Source organism: Nocardia abscessus, from assembly GCF_015477775.1.
Taxonomy (GTDB): domain Bacteria; phylum Actinomycetota; class Actinomycetes; order Mycobacteriales; family Mycobacteriaceae; genus Nocardia; species Nocardia abscessus_A.
The window spans coordinates 375,644-392,156 of sequence record NZ_JADLQO010000001.1; the positions used below are offsets into that span (position 1 = coordinate 375,644).

Annotated in this window: 12 protein-coding genes; 3 read left to right on the forward strand and 9 right to left on the reverse strand. The window is 69.8% G+C overall.

What is annotated here, in order from left to right; genetic code table 11:
- Nucleotides 1–25 precede the first annotated feature (25 nt).
- Nucleotides 26–790 (forward strand): FAD-binding oxidoreductase, encoded by a 765-nt coding sequence (locus tag IU450_RS01905; RefSeq protein ID WP_195148630.1) that lies wholly within the window; start codon nucleotides 26–28, stop codon nucleotides 788–790.
- Between the two features lie 379 nt (nucleotides 791–1,169).
- Here IU450_RS01905 and IU450_RS01910 read toward each other — a convergent pair whose 3' ends face one another.
- The 5 genes from IU450_RS01910 to dnaK all read right to left on the reverse strand — a co-directional run bounded on the left by IU450_RS01910 (nucleotide 1,170) and on the right by dnaK (nucleotide 6,993).
- Nucleotides 1,170–2,339: a globin domain-containing protein gene (locus IU450_RS01910; protein WP_195148036.1), complete on the reverse strand. Its 1,170-nt coding sequence runs from the start codon at nucleotides 2,337–2,339 to the stop codon at nucleotides 1,170–1,172.
- Between the two features lie 537 nt (nucleotides 2,340–2,876).
- The gene (locus IU450_RS01915) at nucleotides 2,877–3,296 is read right to left on the reverse strand and encodes a heat shock protein transcriptional repressor HspR (protein WP_195148037.1); all 420 of its coding nucleotides are present in this window, start codon (nucleotides 3,294–3,296) and stop codon (nucleotides 2,877–2,879) included.
- Entirely contained in the window at nucleotides 3,296–4,453 is a 1,158-nt protein-coding gene (dnaJ, locus tag IU450_RS01920; RefSeq protein ID WP_195148038.1) for a molecular chaperone DnaJ, read from the reverse strand. The genes IU450_RS01915 and dnaJ overlap by 1 nt, the downstream gene beginning before the upstream one ends.
- 24 nt (nucleotides 4,454–4,477) lie before the next feature.
- Entirely contained in the window at nucleotides 4,478–5,146 is a 669-nt protein-coding gene (gene grpE, locus IU450_RS01925) for a nucleotide exchange factor GrpE (RefSeq protein WP_195148039.1), read from the reverse strand.
- Nucleotides 5,143–6,993: a molecular chaperone DnaK gene (gene dnaK / locus IU450_RS01930; RefSeq protein ID WP_195148040.1), complete on the reverse strand. Its 1,851-nt coding sequence runs from the start codon at nucleotides 6,991–6,993 to the stop codon at nucleotides 5,143–5,145. Before dnaK ends, grpE begins: the two co-directional genes overlap by 4 nt.
- A 332-nt stretch (nucleotides 6,994–7,325) precedes the next feature.
- Here dnaK and IU450_RS01935 point away from each other — a divergent pair, with 332 nt between their 5' ends.
- Together IU450_RS01935 and IU450_RS01940 are read left to right on the forward strand one after the other, a co-directional pair.
- On the forward strand, nucleotides 7,326–7,781 hold the full coding sequence (locus tag IU450_RS01935) for a winged helix-turn-helix transcriptional regulator (protein ID WP_195148041.1): 456 nt from the start codon (nucleotides 7,326–7,328) through the stop codon (nucleotides 7,779–7,781).
- Nucleotides 7,782–7,832: 51 nt separating this feature from the next.
- The gene (locus IU450_RS01940) at nucleotides 7,833–9,002 is read left to right on the forward strand and encodes a zinc-binding dehydrogenase (protein ID WP_195148042.1); all 1,170 of its coding nucleotides are present in this window, start codon (nucleotides 7,833–7,835) and stop codon (nucleotides 9,000–9,002) included.
- 10 nt (nucleotides 9,003–9,012) lie between these two features.
- Here the strand turns inward: IU450_RS01940 and IU450_RS01945 are convergent, their stop codons facing one another.
- From IU450_RS01945 to IU450_RS01960, 4 genes are all read right to left on the reverse strand, one after another.
- Nucleotides 9,013–9,657 carry an endonuclease gene (locus IU450_RS01945; RefSeq protein ID WP_195148043.1) on the reverse strand — a complete coding sequence of 215 codons (645 nt, stop codon included), beginning with the start codon at nucleotides 9,655–9,657 and terminating at the stop codon, nucleotides 9,013–9,015.
- Between the two features lie 108 nt (nucleotides 9,658–9,765).
- Nucleotides 9,766–11,319 carry a dynamin family protein gene (locus IU450_RS01950; protein ID WP_416382827.1) on the reverse strand — a complete coding sequence of 518 codons (1,554 nt, stop codon included), beginning with the start codon at nucleotides 11,317–11,319 and terminating at the stop codon, nucleotides 9,766–9,768.
- Nucleotides 11,316–13,178: a dynamin family protein gene (locus IU450_RS01955; protein ID WP_195148044.1), complete on the reverse strand. Its 1,863-nt coding sequence runs from the start codon at nucleotides 13,176–13,178 to the stop codon at nucleotides 11,316–11,318. The genes IU450_RS01950 and IU450_RS01955 overlap by 4 nt, the downstream gene beginning before the upstream one ends.
- A 37-nt stretch (nucleotides 13,179–13,215) precedes the next feature.
- Nucleotides 13,216–16,374 carry an IniB N-terminal domain-containing protein gene (locus IU450_RS01960; RefSeq protein WP_195148045.1) on the reverse strand — a complete coding sequence of 1,053 codons (3,159 nt, stop codon included), beginning with the start codon at nucleotides 16,372–16,374 and terminating at the stop codon, nucleotides 13,216–13,218.
- Nucleotides 16,375–16,513: the final 139 nt, after the last annotated feature.

Below are 16,513 nucleotides of genomic sequence, written 5' to 3' on the forward strand. Positions count from 1 at the left end.
GGAGGCCCCGTTGGGGGATCCGAGCATGCTCGGTAACGGTGCGCATCAGGCGCCCGAGTGGACCTCGACCGTCGTCGGTCATCATCGGCTGCGTCACGATCTCGCGGTGATCCGCCTGATCGGCGAGTTCGTGCCGTTCGCCGCGGGTCAGTCGGTCGAGGTGCGGGTGCCACAGCATCCCGGCGTGCGGCGCAGGCTTTCGCCCGCGCTGCCGCCCTCACTGGACGGCAAGCTGGAGTTCCACGTGCGCACCGTCCCGGGTGGCTGGTGCAGCGGCGCGATCGTGGCCGACACCCAGCCTGGCGACGAATGGCGGATCGGCGCTCCGCTCGGCGGGTTCTGGGTCGACCCGGACGGCGACGAGGTCGTGATGATCGCGGGCGGCACGGGATTGGCGCCCATGCGCGCGCAGATCCTGGAACTGGCGCGCAAGCCTTCGCCGCCGCCCACTTACCTCTTCGTCGGCGGGCGGTCCCCCCGCGACCTGTACGCCTCGGACATGCTGTTCCTGCTGGCCGGTGAACTGCCGTGGCTCACCGTGATTCCGGTGGTGGAGACCCCGCACGACCCGGACTGGATCGATGAGTGGTACGAGCAGTCCCGCGTCGACATCGGCTTCCCGCCCGACGACCTGCTCTACGGCACACTCGCCGACGTCCTCGGCTCGCACGGCGCGTTCCGCGAGCACCAAGTGCTCGTCTGCGGCTCCCCCGCCATGGTCCAGACCACCGTCGACCGCCTCCTCGAAACCGGAACACCCCCGGAACGAATCCAATTCGAAGGGCTCTGAACTCGAACGCGGCGGTCAGGCCCCGCCGCGTCGGCCCAACCCCGCGTTTCGACCGGACGAGACCGAGCATCCGCCGTTCGCGGCCCGGCTCGGTTCGAATGGCCGCCCAGGTATCAGGCCCCGGAAAACGCCGCCGTTCGACGGATATCCGACAACGGCGCACACCCGGCCCCACGCATACCATCCCACGCGACCACATCAGCCCAGCCACCGGTTTCGAGCGAAGCGAGACCGAGCATGCGCCGTTCGCGGCCCGGCTCGCGTCCGAGCGGCCGCCGCGTATGGCGACGAAGGAGCAAGCGGCGGTCGCTCGGACGCGAGCCATAAGGGGGCCGCGAACACCCAGCGCCGCAGGCGCTGGAAAAACAAACACAGCCGATCAGAACAGCGGGTCGTGCCGGATGTTCTTCGCGAGCGTTCCCGCCGCCATGAGGCGGAACTTGGTGGTCTGCACCATCGATGGTGATCCGACGATCTGTACGTCGCGGTCGGACCAGGCGCCGAAGCTCGCGACGATCTTGCCGATCTGGCCGGTGACGCGGGGTTCCAGGCCGGGCCACGTGGTGCGGGGCTCGTCGGGTTCGGGGTACCACCACGGGTTTTCGTCGTGCTCGCTGACCGGCGTGACGGTGAGCCAGCGGTTGGCCATCGCCAGTTTGCTCAGCGTCTCCAGGTCGTAGAGGTCGCACGGGTGGTGGCCGCCGATGAACAGGTGCACCTTCGGATTGGTCCGCCGCATCGCCATCGCCATGAGCTGCGCACGCAGCGGCGCGATTCCGGTGCCGCAGCCGACCATCAGCATCTTGCGTTTGGTGTTGCGCGGGATGCCGAGGCCACCGAGTGGTGAGCCGAGCAGCCATTGGTCGCCGACGACGGTCTGGCCGACGATGGCCGAGCTGACCCAGCCGCCCAGCACACCGCGGACGTGGAACTCGATCTCACCGTTGGCGTTCGCGGGCACGGCGGGTGAGAGGTAGCGCCACATGCGCGGCCGCGACGGGATCTGCACGCTCAGGTACTGGCCTGCGGCGTAGCGCATCGGCTGGTCCAGTTGCAGCCGGACGATGACCAGGTTGCGCAGCACTTCGCGGCGCTCGATCACGGTTCCGGTCCATGCCGAGGGCGTGGTCTCCTTCTCCGCGGCGCCGATCATGGTGTCGGCGATGATCTTCAGGCCCTCATCCCAGGCCCGGTCGACCTCGTCGGTCCACATCTCGGTGCCCGCGAAGACCTTGACGGCGGTCTTCAGCGCAGTGGACACGGCGGTGTAATGCGCGGGCTGCACGCCGTACTTGCGGTGGTCCCTACCGAGTTGCGCGAGGAACGGCAGCAGTTTGTCGGGCTCCTCCAACCGGTCCAGCGCGTAGGAGATCGCCTTGACCAGGCGATCGCGCTGGGCGTCCATCGCGGCCGGGAAGAAATCGCGGACGTGCGGGTAGTCGGTGAACAAGATCGCGTAGAACGATCTCGCCAGTTTCTCCGGCCCCCCGTCTTCCGCAGCAACCGCCTTGAACGTCGTTCTGATCAAAGCGACAGTGCGTGAATCCATTGATCTCACAACCCCATTTCGCACTCGTTCACCAACCATGCCGACGAGTGAGGTGCTGCGGGGCCACTCGACAGCAGCCGATGAGAAGGAGTGTAGGCGAGGTTTGCCAGCTACGGAATCTTTCGATCGGACATCACGCGTGTAATTTCGTCAAAACGAGGATATCCAGCGAGACACGCCAGAGAAACCGACTGCAAGACGGTAGATATCCCGCAAAATCAGTCGCGAGATCACCGAATTCGCAAGGGTTGCTTAGGAATTTACGTCCCGATTGGTCTGTTCTAGCGACATCAGGGCAACACTGCTGCGGCCGAATAGAGTTCGAACCGGGCAAACCGCGCCGATACCATCGGCCAATCTATGGTGAAAATGTCCAGTTGATTCGACAACGAAATAACCTCTGCCGTACCGCTTCCGCCAAACATGTTCCGGTTTACTGTCAGCAAATAATTGGTGGTAGCGCCCGGTGAAACGACGACGGCCCCGGCCTCGGATCGCGATGTGCGACCGGAGGCCGGGGCCGTCGTCGTCGTGCCGTTATCGCCGGTGCCGGCCGTCTTCACGACGATGGCGCGGCTGCCAGACGACCAACGCGGTACTGCGTTGCGGCGGGGCGAGATCGGGACGGTATCCGGCCCGCGTCCGCTCCAGCTCGGCGGACAGTTCCGCCACCTGCTGGCGCAGTTCCTCCACCTGATTGGTCAGTTCGATGATGCGCTTGATGCCCGCCAGGTTGACACCCTCGTCCTGGGACAGCCGCTGCACCTCGCGCAGCAGCTCCACGTCCCGGGCCGAGTAGCGCCGCCCGCCGCCCGAAGTACGTTGCGGCGTGACCAGTCCCAGACGGTCATACGTGCGCAGCGTCTGCGCGTGCATGCCGGCCAGCTGGGCCGCCACCGAGATCATGAAGAACTCGGCGCGCGCCCCGCTGGACGCGTTCTTCGGTTCCGAGGACATCACGCACCTGCCCATCCCGCACGTGGATCGAAGCCGCCGGCCCGCTCGGCCTCTTGGTAGCGCTTGAGGGCCTCGACGGCGTCGCCGTCCAGCTTCTGCGGCACCGCGACCTTCACCGTCACCAGCAGGTCTCCGGCGCCGCCCCCGCGCTTGGGCACGCCGCGGCCGCGCACCCGCAGGATGCGGCCGTCGGCGGTACCCGGAGGCACCTTGACGCCGACGCGCCCGTCCAGCGTGGGCACCGAAACCGTGGTGCCGAGGACCAGTTCACTGTAACTGACCGGAAGCACCAGGGTCAGGTCGTCGCCGTTGCGGCCGAAGACCTTGTCCTGGCTGACGTGGACGGTCACGTAGAGGTCGCCCGACGGCGCCCCGCGCAGGCCCGCCTCACCCTGACCGGCCAACCGGATCCGTTGCCCGTCACCGACTCCCGGGGGAATCCGCACTGTGATGGTGCGCGTGCGGTTCTGGATGCCGCTGCCGTGGCAGTCGACGCAAGGGTCGTCGATGATCGAACCGCTGCCCCGGCACTCGTCGCACGGCTCACTGAAGCCGAACGCGCCCTGGTTGCGGCTGACGACGCCGGTCCCGTTGCAGAGCGGGCAGACCCGCGGGCTCGTGCCCGGTTTGGCCCCGCTGCCGTGACACGTGGTGCACGGCGACGGGCTGGTCATCCGCAGCGGAACCGTGACGCCCTGGGCCGCCTCCCGGAAACCGAGCGTCGTCTCGGTCTCCACGTCGGCGCCGCGCCTGGGGCGGCTCGACGTCCGCGTGCCGCCCCGGTTGAACAGACCGCCGAGCAGGTCACCGAGGCCACCGTCGCCTGTGGTGGCGCCGCCGAAGATGTCCCCGATGTTGAATTCCTGCGAGAAGCCGCCGCCCGCACCGGTACCGAACCCACCGCGACCGTAGCCGCCACCCGCGAAGAGCTTGCGGGTGTCGTCGTACTCCTTGCGCTTGGCCGGATCCGACAGCACGGCGTGCGCCTCGCTGACGGCCTTGAACCGCTCCTCGGCTTTGGTGTCACCGGGGTTGGCGTCCGGGTGCAGGTCGCGCGCGAGCTTGCGGTAGGCCTTCTTGATCTCGTCCTGCGAGGCGCCGGAGGAAACACCCAGCTCCTTGTAGAAGTCCTTTTCGATCCACTCCCGCTGGCTCACCGAGCATCTCCTCCTCTCGCGTCCTTATTGTTCGTTCGCGCCGGCATCAACATCCGATGCCTCTTCGGTCGGTTGATCCGCGTTTTCCGTCAGATCGGCTACGCCGTCGGTTACCCCGACCAGCGCGTGCCGAAGTACCCTATCGCCGAAGCGATAGCCTTTGCGCATCACAATGCCGATCACCGGATCGTGGCCGGAGCCCTCGTGCTGCACGGCCTCGTGCAGGGTCGGGTCGAAAGGCTCGCCTTCCGAACCGAACTCCTCGAGGCCCTGCTTGAGCAGCGCGGCCGACAGCTTGTCGGCCACCGACCTCAGCGGACCGGACTCCAGATCACCATGCGCCCGCGCGCGGTCGAGATCATCGAGCACGCCGAGCAATTCGGTGACCACCGACGCCTTGGCGGAATCGATCGCGGCCTTGCGGTCGCGCTCGACCCGCCGCCGGTAGTTGGCGTACTCCGCCGTCAGCCGCTGCAGGTCGGCGGTGCGCTCGGCGAGCTCGCCGCTGATGGTGTCGGCGAGCGCCTGGGCGTCGCCGCCGTTACCGGTCTCCGCACCGTTGCCCGACTCCGGGGCCTGCGCGGCCGCGGCGCCGTTGTCCGCGGCCGGCTGGCGGATCTCACCGGTCTCCGGGTCGATCTTCCGGTTGTCGACGAAGGTGATCGGCTCCTTCTCAGAGTTGCCCTCGGTCACTTCTTCTCCGTGTCGACCGGCTCGTCCACGACCTCGGCGTCCACGACCTGGTCGTCATCCTGCGCGCTGCTGGACGCGCCGTTGCCCTGCGCCGCGGCGTCCGCGGCGGAGGCCTCGTAGATGGCCTGGCCGAGGGCCTGCGACTCGGTCGCCAGCTTCTCGACAGCCGCCTTGACCGCGGCGATGTCGGTGCCCTTGAGGGCCTCGTTCGCCTCGGCGATGGCCGCCTCGACCTTGGTCTTGACGTCCGCGGGGACCTTGTCCTCGTTCTCCTTGATGAACTTCTCGGTCTGGTGCACCAGCGACTCGGCCTGGTTGCGGGTCTCGGCCTCCTCGCGGCGGGCCTTGTCCTCGGCGGCGTGCGCCTCGGCGTCCTTGACCATCCGATCGATCTCCTCCTTGGACAGGCCGGAGCCGTCCTGGATCTTGATCGTGTTCTCCTTGCCGGTGCCCTTGTCCTTCGCGGTGACGTGCACGATGCCGTTGGCGTCGATGTCGAAGGTGACCTCGATCTGCGGCACGCCGCGCGGAGCGGGCGGGATGCCGGTCAGCTCGAACGAGCCCAGCAGCTTGTTGTGCGAGGCGATCTCGCGCTCACCCTGGAACACCTGGATCTGCACCGACGGCTGGTTGTCGTCGGCCGTGGTGAAGGTCTCCGAACGCTTGGTCGGGATGGTGGTGTTGCGCTCGATGAGCTTGGTCATCACGCCGCCCTTGGTCTCGATACCCAGCGACAGCGGGGTCACGTCGAGCAGCAGGACGTCCTTGACCTCACCCTTGAGCACACCGGCCTGCAGGGCGGCGCCGACGGCGACGACCTCGTCCGGGTTCACGCCCTTGTTGGGCTCCTTGCCACCGGTCAGTTCCTTGACCAGGTCGGACACGGCGGGCATACGGGTGGAGCCGCCGACGAGCACCACGTGGTCGATGTCGGCCACCTTGATGCCCGCGTCCTTGATCACGGACTGGAACGGCGCGCGGGTGCGGTCGAGCAGGTCCGAGGTGATCTTCTGGAACTCGGCGCGGGTCAGCTGCTCGTCCAGGAACAGCGGGTTCTTGTCCGCGTCGACGGTGATGTAGGGCAGGTTGATCGAGGTGCTCTGCGAGGAGCTCAGCTCGATCTTGGCCTTCTCGGCGGCCTCGCGCAGCCGCTGCATGGCCATCTTGTCCTTGGTCAGGTCGATGCCCGAGCTGGCCTTGAACTTGTCGACCAGCCACTGCACGACCCGCTCGTCCCAGTCGTCACCACCGAGGTGGTTGTCACCGGAGGTGGCGCGGACCTCGACGACGCCCTCGCCGATTTCCAGCAGCGAGACGTCGAAGGTGCCGCCACCGAGGTCGAAGACCAGGATCGTCTGCTCCTTGTCGCCCTTGTCCAGGCCGTAGGCGAGCGCGGCCGCGGTGGGCTCGTTGACGATGCGCAGGACGTTCAGGCCCGCGATCTGGCCTGCCTCCTTCGTGGCCTGCCGCTGGGCGTCCTCGAAGTAGGCGGGCACGGTGATGACCGCGTCGGTGATCTCCTCACCGAGGTAGGACTCGGCGTCGCGCTTGAGCTTCATCAGCACGCGCGCGCTGATCTCCTGCGGGGTGTACTTCTTGCCGTCGATGTCCACCGACCAGTCGGTGCCGATGTGCCGCTTGACGGAGCGAATGGTGCGGTCGACGTTGGTGACGGCCTGGTTCTTGGCCGGCTGGCCGACCAGCACCTCGCCGTTCTTCGCGAAGGCGACGATCGACGGGGTGGTGCGCGATCCTTCCGAGTTGGCGACGACGACCGGCTCGCCGCCTTCGAGAACGGCGACGACCGAGTTCGTGGTCCCGAGGTCGATTCCGACCGCACGAGCCATAGTGGTTCCTCCTAGTTGACGTACCGATGTGTGTAGGTGCCGGGCGAACAACCGCCCTGCGACGCCCGGTGAGGGACGCCGCGAGACCTCGCCCCTAGCACCTCACGGAGCACGGCCCCAGCAACACTGAGCGTGGTCGGCTCAATCCTGCACCGCAGGAGTCTCGGAGTCAACCGAAACTTGAGCCTTACACACTCAATCTTGTCGAAAAGCTCAACGGGCGACTCGCGCGATTAATTCCCGACAGGCGGCACGAATGTGCGCGGGCGGTTCCCCACGGTGTCGTCGGTTCCCTCTTGATACCGGCGGCTGTCCTGGCAGAATCGGCGTTCATGGACGCATCGGCGACGCCTTACCACTGCGATGGCGAGGGCGACTACGACGTTTTGCAGTGGGACACCAGAGCGGACTGTGAAGTGCGCCAGATCCTCGACCGGGTCGCCGACAAGTGGTCGCTGCTGGTGATCGCGCTGCTGGATCAGCGCAGTCTGCGGTTCACCGAACTGAAGCGTGCGATCGACGGCGTCAGCCAGCGGATGCTCACCAAGACCCTGCGGCACCTGGAACGCGACGGCCTGGTGCGGCGCACCGTGTACCCGTCCATCCCGCCGCGGGTCGACTACGCGCTCACGCCGCTGGGCGCGAGCCTGCACACCACGATCAACGCGCTGGTCACCTGGACCGAGACGCATCAGAACGAAATCGCCTCGGCCCGTTACGCCTACGACCGCCGGGCGGCAGAGGAAGCCACGGGAAGCCACGGTGGGCGTTACCGCGCAGTAGGGTGACGGCGAGCGGCCCGGCCGGGCCGCCGTGCGCCGTCGAGCCGAGGAGTCGCAATGAGGGCCGCCGTCGTCACCGCCGCCGAGTTCGAGGTCGCGGAGCTGCCCACGCCGCGGCCCGGCGCCGGTCAGCTGCTGATCGACGTGTCGCGCTGCGGTATCTGCGGCTCGGACCTGCACGCCCGCACCCACGCCGACGAACTGGCCGACCTGGCCGTGGCCACCGGCTACGAGCACTTCATGCGCTCGGCTCAGAGCGTGGTGCTCGGACACGAATTCAGCGGCACCGTCGTCGATTACGGGCCGGACTGCCGCAAGCGATGGAAGACGGGGACCGCCGTGGTTGCCCTGCCGATCGTCCGGCACGGCAAGCAACCCCACTTGGTCGGACTGTCGACCGCGGCGCCGGGCGGGTACGCCGAACAGGTGGTGGTCCAGGAGTCGATGACCATGCCGGTGCCCAACGGCTTGTCCGCCGATCATGCCGCGTTGACCGAGCCCATGGCGGTGGCCTGGCACGCCGTCCGCAAGGGCGGCGTCGGCAAGGGCCGCACCGCCTTCGTCATCGGCTGCGGGCCGATCGGCCTGGCGGTGATCAGCATGCTGAAGGCGGCAGGCGTGCGCACGGTGGTCGCGAGCGATTTCTCACCGCGCCGCCGAGAACTCGCCACCGCCTGCGGCGCCGATATCGTGGTCGACCCCGCGACGGAGTCGCCCTGGGCGGCCGCCCCGAAGAAGGGACGGATCAACGGCGTCACCGACATCCTCGGGCTCGGCTTCGACACCATGGAGCGCCTGCGGCGGGTCCCGAACCTGCCGTGGTGGTACGTCTTCCGGCTGGCGCACACGATGAACGCGGGCCCGGCCGGTCCGGTGATCTTCGAATGCGTCGGCGTACCGGGGATCATCGATCAGATCCTGGCGGCCGCACCGCCGCTGTCGCGCGTGGTCGTGGTGGGGGTGTGCATGGAAACCGACCGCTTCCATCCCGCCATGGCGATCAACAAGGAGATCGAACTGCGGTTCGCGCTCGGCTACGACCCCGGCGAGTTCCGCGACACCTTGCACATGCTCGCCGAGGGAAAGGTCGACCCGAGCCCGCTGATCACCGGGACCGTCGGGCTGGACGGCGTGGCGGACGCCTTCACCGCCCTGGGCAACCCGGAGCGGCACGCGAAAATCCTGATCGACCCGCGCGGCAGCGCCACTACGCCTACGCCGGTCTGACGGCAGCCGCTCAGGGCGCGGCGGCGAGGACCTCGTCGGCGATCTTCTCGTCCAGCGTCACCCGCACCAGGGCCGCGGCCAGCTCCGCGGTGTGATGGTCCGGTGCCAGACGCGCCAACCGGTCGGGATCCTCCGGCAACTGGACGCGCTTGGCGCCGCGCAGGGCGCGTTCGTCGAAGTGCGGCCGCACCCACGCCCAGGTGTCCTGCACCTCGCGCAGGAAGATATCGGCGCCGGTGGGGCCGATGCCGTCGAACTCCTGGAGCAGTTCAGCCGCGCGCTGGGGGTCGTTGTCCGCCTTCTTCGCCAGTTCGCGCAGGTCACCGTGATAGCGGTCGAGCACTCGCGCGGCGTTGTGGCCCAGCCTCGTGGCGGTGCTCTCGTCGTAGCGCCGATAGTTCGCCCGGCCCAGCGCGTCGACCAACTCTTGCCAGTCGGCGTCCGCGACCCGGTGCGGCGTTCGGTAGCCGCCGCCGATCAGCTCCCGTGTGGCCGCGATCGCGATCTCGGCGGCGATGCGGGTACTGAGCAGCTGGGAAAGCATGAGCAGCTGGAAAAGTGCGGCCGGTTTGTCATCGAGCGTGATACCCGCTTCCTCGGCATACCCCGTGCCCGCGCGGACGAGCAATTCGTGTACGACGTCCTCTTGGCTCATCGTTGACTCCTCTCGCTACCAAGCCGCATACCCGGGCACACGTCGCCTACACCGCCGGTGCGGCGGCGGTTCACCGCAGGTCACGACGCCGCTGGAGCAGGCGGCGGATCATTCCGGGAGCACGCTCAAGGCACCTTCGGCGCTGCGGGCCGCGGTCAGGCAGGCCGTGGCGGTGAACTGGTCGGCGAGCGGGTGGCGGGCCCTGGCGCGCCACTTGCGGACCGCGGCGACCGCGCGAGCGCGCTGCGCGGTGAGCGGCGCGTCGATCGGGAGGCCCAGACGCAGATGGGGTGCGATGCCGGAGCCGCCGATGAGGCGGTGCAGTTCGGGGAGATCGTCCGCGGGCAGCGCCAATTCGTCGGTGCGCAGGCGGCCGAGCAGACGCAGTTCCGCGAAACCGTGCACGTCCGCGAGCAGCGTGCGCACCCTGGGCAGCAGACGGTCGGCCTGGGTGCCACGGTAGGCGGTCAGCACTCGGGCCAGCGCCGTGAGCGCGGAGTGGGCTTTGAGCTGGTCGGCGCGCTGACCGAACTGCACGTCGAGTACCGAGCGCAATTCGTCCACGCCGCTGCGGCTGGTCAGTTCGGCGGCGAGCGTGGCCGAATCCCGCACGCCGAGCCGGATCAACGTGACCGCCATGCGAATGCCGAACAGCCCGAACCGCTCGGCGAGCTGCGCACGCAGTTCCGGCGGCACCGGAAGCGGCACGTCGGCGCGCGCGAAACGGTCCGCCGACAGCAGCGCGGCGCTCAGGTCGTCGACCGGGACGCGCGCCAGCGTCTCGAAAGCCGCGAACTCCTGCTGACGCAGCGTCGCCGCGGCGAACGCGAGCAGCCCGGCGACCGGGATGACGGCCTGGCACAGACCCGTTCGTTCCAGTTCCCCGGCGAATCGCGTGGCGACGTCACGGGCCGAGTGCAGCGCGTCGATGCGGCCGGCCCCGATCTCGTCGGCCCGCGAGACCACGCCGACGATACCGAGCGGGCCGGGCGCTCCAGGGCCGCCGTTGGCCGCCGCGGTTCCGGCGCCCACGCGTTCGAGGAACTGCACGTCGGTCGCGTCCAGCCTGCGCAGCAGATACACCACCGCGTCGGCGCCCGGGATGGCGATTCCTTGCTCGGAGCGCTCGTCGTCAGCGCCCGGAGTCAACAGACGCGCGGTGCGCCGGGACACCTCGCGCGAGAGCGACGACGTACCCGGGGTATCGATGATGGTGGTGTGGGCGAGCGTCGCGGCCGGCCACTCGACCTCGAGATGGTCGACCTCACGCGGGGCCGGGGCGTTCCAGTTCAGCCGGTCCAGGTCGAAGGTCAGCCCGTGCGTCCCGCTGCCGCGCCGGACCACGACGTGCGCGCGGGCGCCGTCGGGCGCGTACGCCGTCACGCTGGGTGTCGAACCGTATCGATACCAGGTGACCACCCTTGTGCACTCGGTGGCGTCGGTGGGAGCGATGTCCTGTCCGACAAGCGAATTCAGCAGGGTCGACTTGCCCGCCTTGATCGAACCGGCCAGCGCCACGCGCAACGGCTGGTCCAGTCGCCGCGCGCAGTCGGCCAGCAGAGCACGCGGGCGCGGCTCGCCCGCCAGCGCCGTCTGCGCCGCGCCGACCAGCCGATGGGCCTCGGCGACGATACCCGGCACCGGGCCACCATCACGTCTCACGGTGCTACCGTACCGGCGGGTCCCATCGGTAGTGCGGTCTGCATGGCGTCGGCGTATCGGCGCAGCTCGGCGACCACGCGCAGTTGCTGATCCAGCTGTGCGCCGCGTTCGGCGCGGCGGGTGGCGACCATGCTCGCCGCCTCCTGCGCGGCCCGCAGCGACTCATCGATCGAGCGCAGGCTGCGTTCGGCGACGCCCGCGTAGTGGTCGCGCAACGCACGATGGATGCGGTGCAGCCGGTCCTTCGACTCCTTGCCCGCCTGGAACGCCACGTCGTCGACGAAACGGCGCACCGCGGCCTTCGCCTCGTTGCGCCGTTTGGCCAGCCGGGCCTGCTTGTCGTCACGGAAGGCTTTGCCGCCCACGATCAATCCCGCGCCGATCGAGATCGGGTTGAGCAGCGCCAGCCCGGCGAACGTGCTGGCCAGCCCCACCATGAGGACGCCGCCGTAGGAGCCGCGCATGCCGACGAGCAGCTTGCTGCCGAAACCGATGTCGGGTTCCAGATCGGCGAGCGTGCCGGAGATGGCGCGGCCGGTGTCGGCTCCCGCGCCGGGGCGCACGTCCGGCAGGTCGACCGCGCCGAGTTCGGAGAAATGCTCGGCGACGCGTTCGGCGAGCTGAATCGCCCGGGAGTGGGTCCACAGCAGGTTGTCGCCGAGGGCGGTGTCGACGGTGCCGGTGAGGTGTTCGGCGATGCGGTCCCAGTGCCTGCCCGGGTCGTGCTCGTCGATCCATTCCTCGGTGCTGCGCGCGATGTTGCGCAGGCGGTCGCGCAGGTCGTGGTCGACGTCACCGGCCAGGTCGGTGATGCCGTCGGCGAGCGTCTGCTGCCAGGTGGCGGTCCTGCGGTGCAGTTCCTCGGCCGCGGAACGGGCGGATTGCAGTTCGCGCACCGCCGCCGCGCCCTGCGCGGGATCGCGGACCGCGACCAGCTCACTGCCCAGGGCCAGGGCGAGATGCTCGGCCGCGGAGCGGATATCGCGGGCCACGGCGGCGCGGGTGGCCAGCTGATCGCGCGCCACCACCTGGTCGCGCAGGAATTCGTAGAGCACGCCGAAGCCGGATTCGACGCCCAGCTGCCGGTCCTGCAACCGCATGGCGTGCCCGCGCAGCAACGAGGACACCGGGATCATCGGCACGTCGAGCCCGGCCCGCGCGAGATGGCCCAGATCGGCCTCGTGCACTTGCCGCCAGTGCGGATACAGGTCGGTCTTGGTGAGCAGCAGGGCGACCGTCGGGCACAGTTCCCGCACCTGTCGCAGGAAGGCCAGTTCCGGTTCGGTGAGTTCGGTCGACGCGTCCGACAGCACCAGCACCGCGTCCGCGGCGGGCACCAGTCCCAGCACGCCCGCGGCATGGGCATTGCCGTGCCCGCCGACGCCGGGGGTGTCGACCAGCACGATGCCGTCGGCCAGCAGCGCGTTGGGCACCTGGACCTCGAGACGCACGATCCGCCGTCCCTGGGCGTGCGGTGAGCGCGGGTCGATCGCGCCGATCTCCGCGATCGGCACCTCGACCCTGGTCTCCGCGCCGCTGGAGTCGCCGTGCGCCGCGAGCACCAACTCCGCGCGCGACTGCTGGCCGTGTGCCAGCAGCATCGGCACCACCGTGGTGGCGTCGTCCCCGACCGGGCAGACGTCCAGGTTCAGCAGCGCGTTGACGAAACGGCTCTTGCCCTGGTCGAGCTGTCCGGCGACGACGATGCGCCGACGCGGGTCGCGGACCCGGTCGGCCGCCACTTCGAGGCGGCCGACCAGATCGTTGCGACCCGCGGCGCGGGCTGCCGCGATGGTTTCACCGAGTACCGACAGCAGCGGTACCGCCGGTGGAGTGGCGTTCGGCGCGGGCGTCCCCATCGCGGTATGGACCTCTTTCCGTATTACTGGGCAACTGTCAGTGCAGGAATGTATCGCCACCCAGGTCGGCGTTCGCCGAACCGCTGAACTCGGTGCTCGCGTTGGTCTCGCCGAACAGGCCCGAGTCGGCGTGGCCGCCGGTCGTGCTGTCCAGGCCCGAACCGAAGGCGCTCGACACGTCCAGCGAGGACCAAGTGTGCGCGGTCGAGCCGACGCTGCCACCGAGACCGGCGCCCATGTCCACCGCACCGTGCGCCGCGCCGCTCGCCGAGCCCGCCAGACCGGAGGTCGCGTCCGCCGCGCCGCCGAGACCGGCCGTGGCATCGAGGCCGGAAGTCGCGTGCGAACCCGCGCTGCCGCTGATTCCGCTGTCCAGGCTCGAACCGAGGTGCGTTCCCGCGCTCGACGCGCCTTCGAGACCGGTCGACAGACCCGAACCGACGCTGCCCGCCGCGCCGAGACCGGTGGACAGGCCGGTCTCCAGGCCCGCGCCCGCGCCGACCGCGCTGTCGATTCCGGTGGAGAGGCCGGAGCCCAGTCCGGCGCCCGCCTGCGCACCGGCATCGAGTCCGGCCGAAAGACCGGAGCCGAGTCCGGCGCCCGCCTGCGCACCCGCGTCGAGACCAGCCGAAAGACCCGAACCGATCCCAGCACCCGCCTGCGCACCCGCGTCGAGACCAGCCGAAAGACCCGAACCGATCCCAGCGCCCGCCTGCGCACCCGCGTCGAGACCAGCCGAAAGACCCGAACCGATCCCAGCACCCGCCTGCGCACCGGCATCGATAGCGCCGGTGAGACCGGTACCGGCCTGCACAGCGCCGTCCACGCCGGTGGACAGGCCTCCACCGAGACCGGTGGACAAGCCCGTCTCCAATCCGGTCGTCGCCTCGATTCCGGCATCGAGTGCCGCGCCGAGACCGGTTTCCAGACCCGTGCCGAACTGCCCGCCGGTGTTCAGCGAACTCTCCAGTCCTCCACCGAGTTCCGCTCCGGTGCTCACGGCCGCGCCGAGACCGGTCGCGAGACCTGCCTCCAGGCCGGTCGCCGCTTGTGTTCCGAGGTTTCCGGCACCGCCGATGGCGGATGAGAAGTTGCCACCGAGTCCGGCGGTCAGATTGCCGGAGCCCTGTGTCGCGGTGTCGATTCCACCGGTGAGCCCGGTCGCCACCTGGCCGGTGGCGTCGAGCGCACCACCGAGGCCGGTTTCCAGACCGGAGCCGATCTGAGCACCCGCGTCAGCAGCCCCGTTCAGTCCGGTGGACAGCCCGGCACCGGCCTGCGCACCGCTGCCCACGGCTGCGTCCAAACCGGTGGTCACTCCGCCAGCTCCGTTCACCGCGCCCTCCAAACCAGCGCCCAACCCGGCACCCGCCTGGCCACCGGCACCCAGCGCCGCATCCGAACCGGCGCTCAGACCACCGGTCGCATCGAAGGCCCCGTTCAAACCCGCGCCCGCACCGGCACCGAGGCCCGCGGTCGAATCGGTCGCCGCACCGGCGGCACCCTCCAGACCTGCCCCCAAGTCCGTGGTCACACCGGCAGTGCCATCCACGGCGCCCTCCAGGCCCGCGCCGATACCCGCCGTCAGGTCATCGGTCGTACCCACCGCGCTCTGCAGACCGGCGCCCAGGCCCGTAGTCACACCGGCGGTGGCATCCAGCCCCGCTCCCAGGCCGGTTTCCAGCCCGGAGCCGATCTCAGCGCCAGCGCCGGCAGCTCCGTGCAGACCGGTGGACAGCCCGGCACCGAGATCGGCACCGGCCTGCGCACCGCTGCCCAGCGCGGCATCCAAGCCGGTAGTCACCTCACCAGCTCCGTTCACCGCACCGCCCAGCTCGGCCCCGATGCCCGTCGCCAGATCGCCGACCGCACCCGCGGCACCCTCCAGACCCGCTCCCAGGCCCGCAGTCGAATCGACCGCCGCGCCGAGACCACCCCCGAGACCGGCATCCAAGCCCGTGGTGAGGTTCGTCGCGCCGTCCACAGCGCCTTCCAGCCCTGCGCCCAAACCCGCGGTCGCGTCCAGACCCGTGGTCAGACCACCCGCCGCGTCGACAGCGCCTTCCAGACCGGCCCCGAGGCCCACTCCCGCACCAGCGCCCAGACCCGCCGTCAGATCCGTGGCCGCACCCGCGGCAGCCTCCAAACCAACGCCGAGGCCCGCGGTCGCGTCGACGGCGCCCTCCAAACCTGCGCCCAAGCCCGCAGTCGAATCGACCGCCGCGCCGAGACCACCCCCGAGACCGGTCGTCGCGTTCACAACCCCACCCAGGCCCGCGCCGAGCCCGGCGCCGAGATCAGCCCCCGCCTGCGCACCGGCGCCCAGAGCCGCGTCCACACCGGTGGTCAGTCCGGCTGCCGCGTCCACCGCGCCCTGCAGTCCCGCGCCGAGCCCGGTCGTCAGACCGGTCGTCGCGTCGACCACGCCCTCGAGGCCGGTCGTCAGCCCGGTCGCCCCGTTCACCGCGCCCTCCAGCCCGGCACCCAGTCCGGTGGTCAGGCCGGCTGCCGCGTCCACTGCGCCCTCGAGGCCTGCTCCGAGACCTGCGCCGCCACCCAGTGCCGCGTCGATGCCGGTCGAGATGCCGGTCCCCAGACCTGCGCCGATGTCTCCCGCGCCTTCGAGGTCGACGCCCGCGCCGATCCCGCTGATCACCTGGGCGCCCGCGCCGAGCAGGCCGCCAACGGCGGCGGACAGATCGGCGCCCGCGTTCACCACGGTGTCGAGGCCCGCGGCCAGTCCAGCGCCCAGCCCGGCGCCGATCTCGAGCCCGGTTTCGATAGCGGTGTTCAGGCCCGCGCCCACATCGACACCCGTGCCGAGGTCTACGCCCGTGCCGACGCCGAGGTCGACGTCGACGCCGCCACCCGCACCGGCGCCCAGATCTACTCCGAGATCCGCCCCCAGGTCGACCCCGGCGCCGGCCACCGCCGCCGCGCCCACGGTGCTCGCCGCGCCGACAGCGGCCGCCGCACCGGTCTGCGCGCCCGCCGCCACGATGGCTTGCAGCTGCGACCCGCCGGTGACCAGCGCCGACTCCGCGACCATCGGAGCGCACAGCGTGATGTCCTCGGGGGTCACCGCGCTCAGGCCCGCGGCGGCCAGCGCCTGGGTCGGGTTGGCGCAGTAAGCGACCGCGGCCTCGTGGTTCCGCAGCAGATCGAGGATGAACTCCAGAATCGCGTTGGGTGTCATGAGAATCGTCTCCTGAGTCCCGGCGGACCTCGCTGATCCGCAGTCGTTGGAATGCAAATCACGCTAGGAGCGCATCCCGTTACGCCGAAACGGGGCGAACCCCTACGACCGGCCGGGGGCACCCGATAGGGGTGGGAGC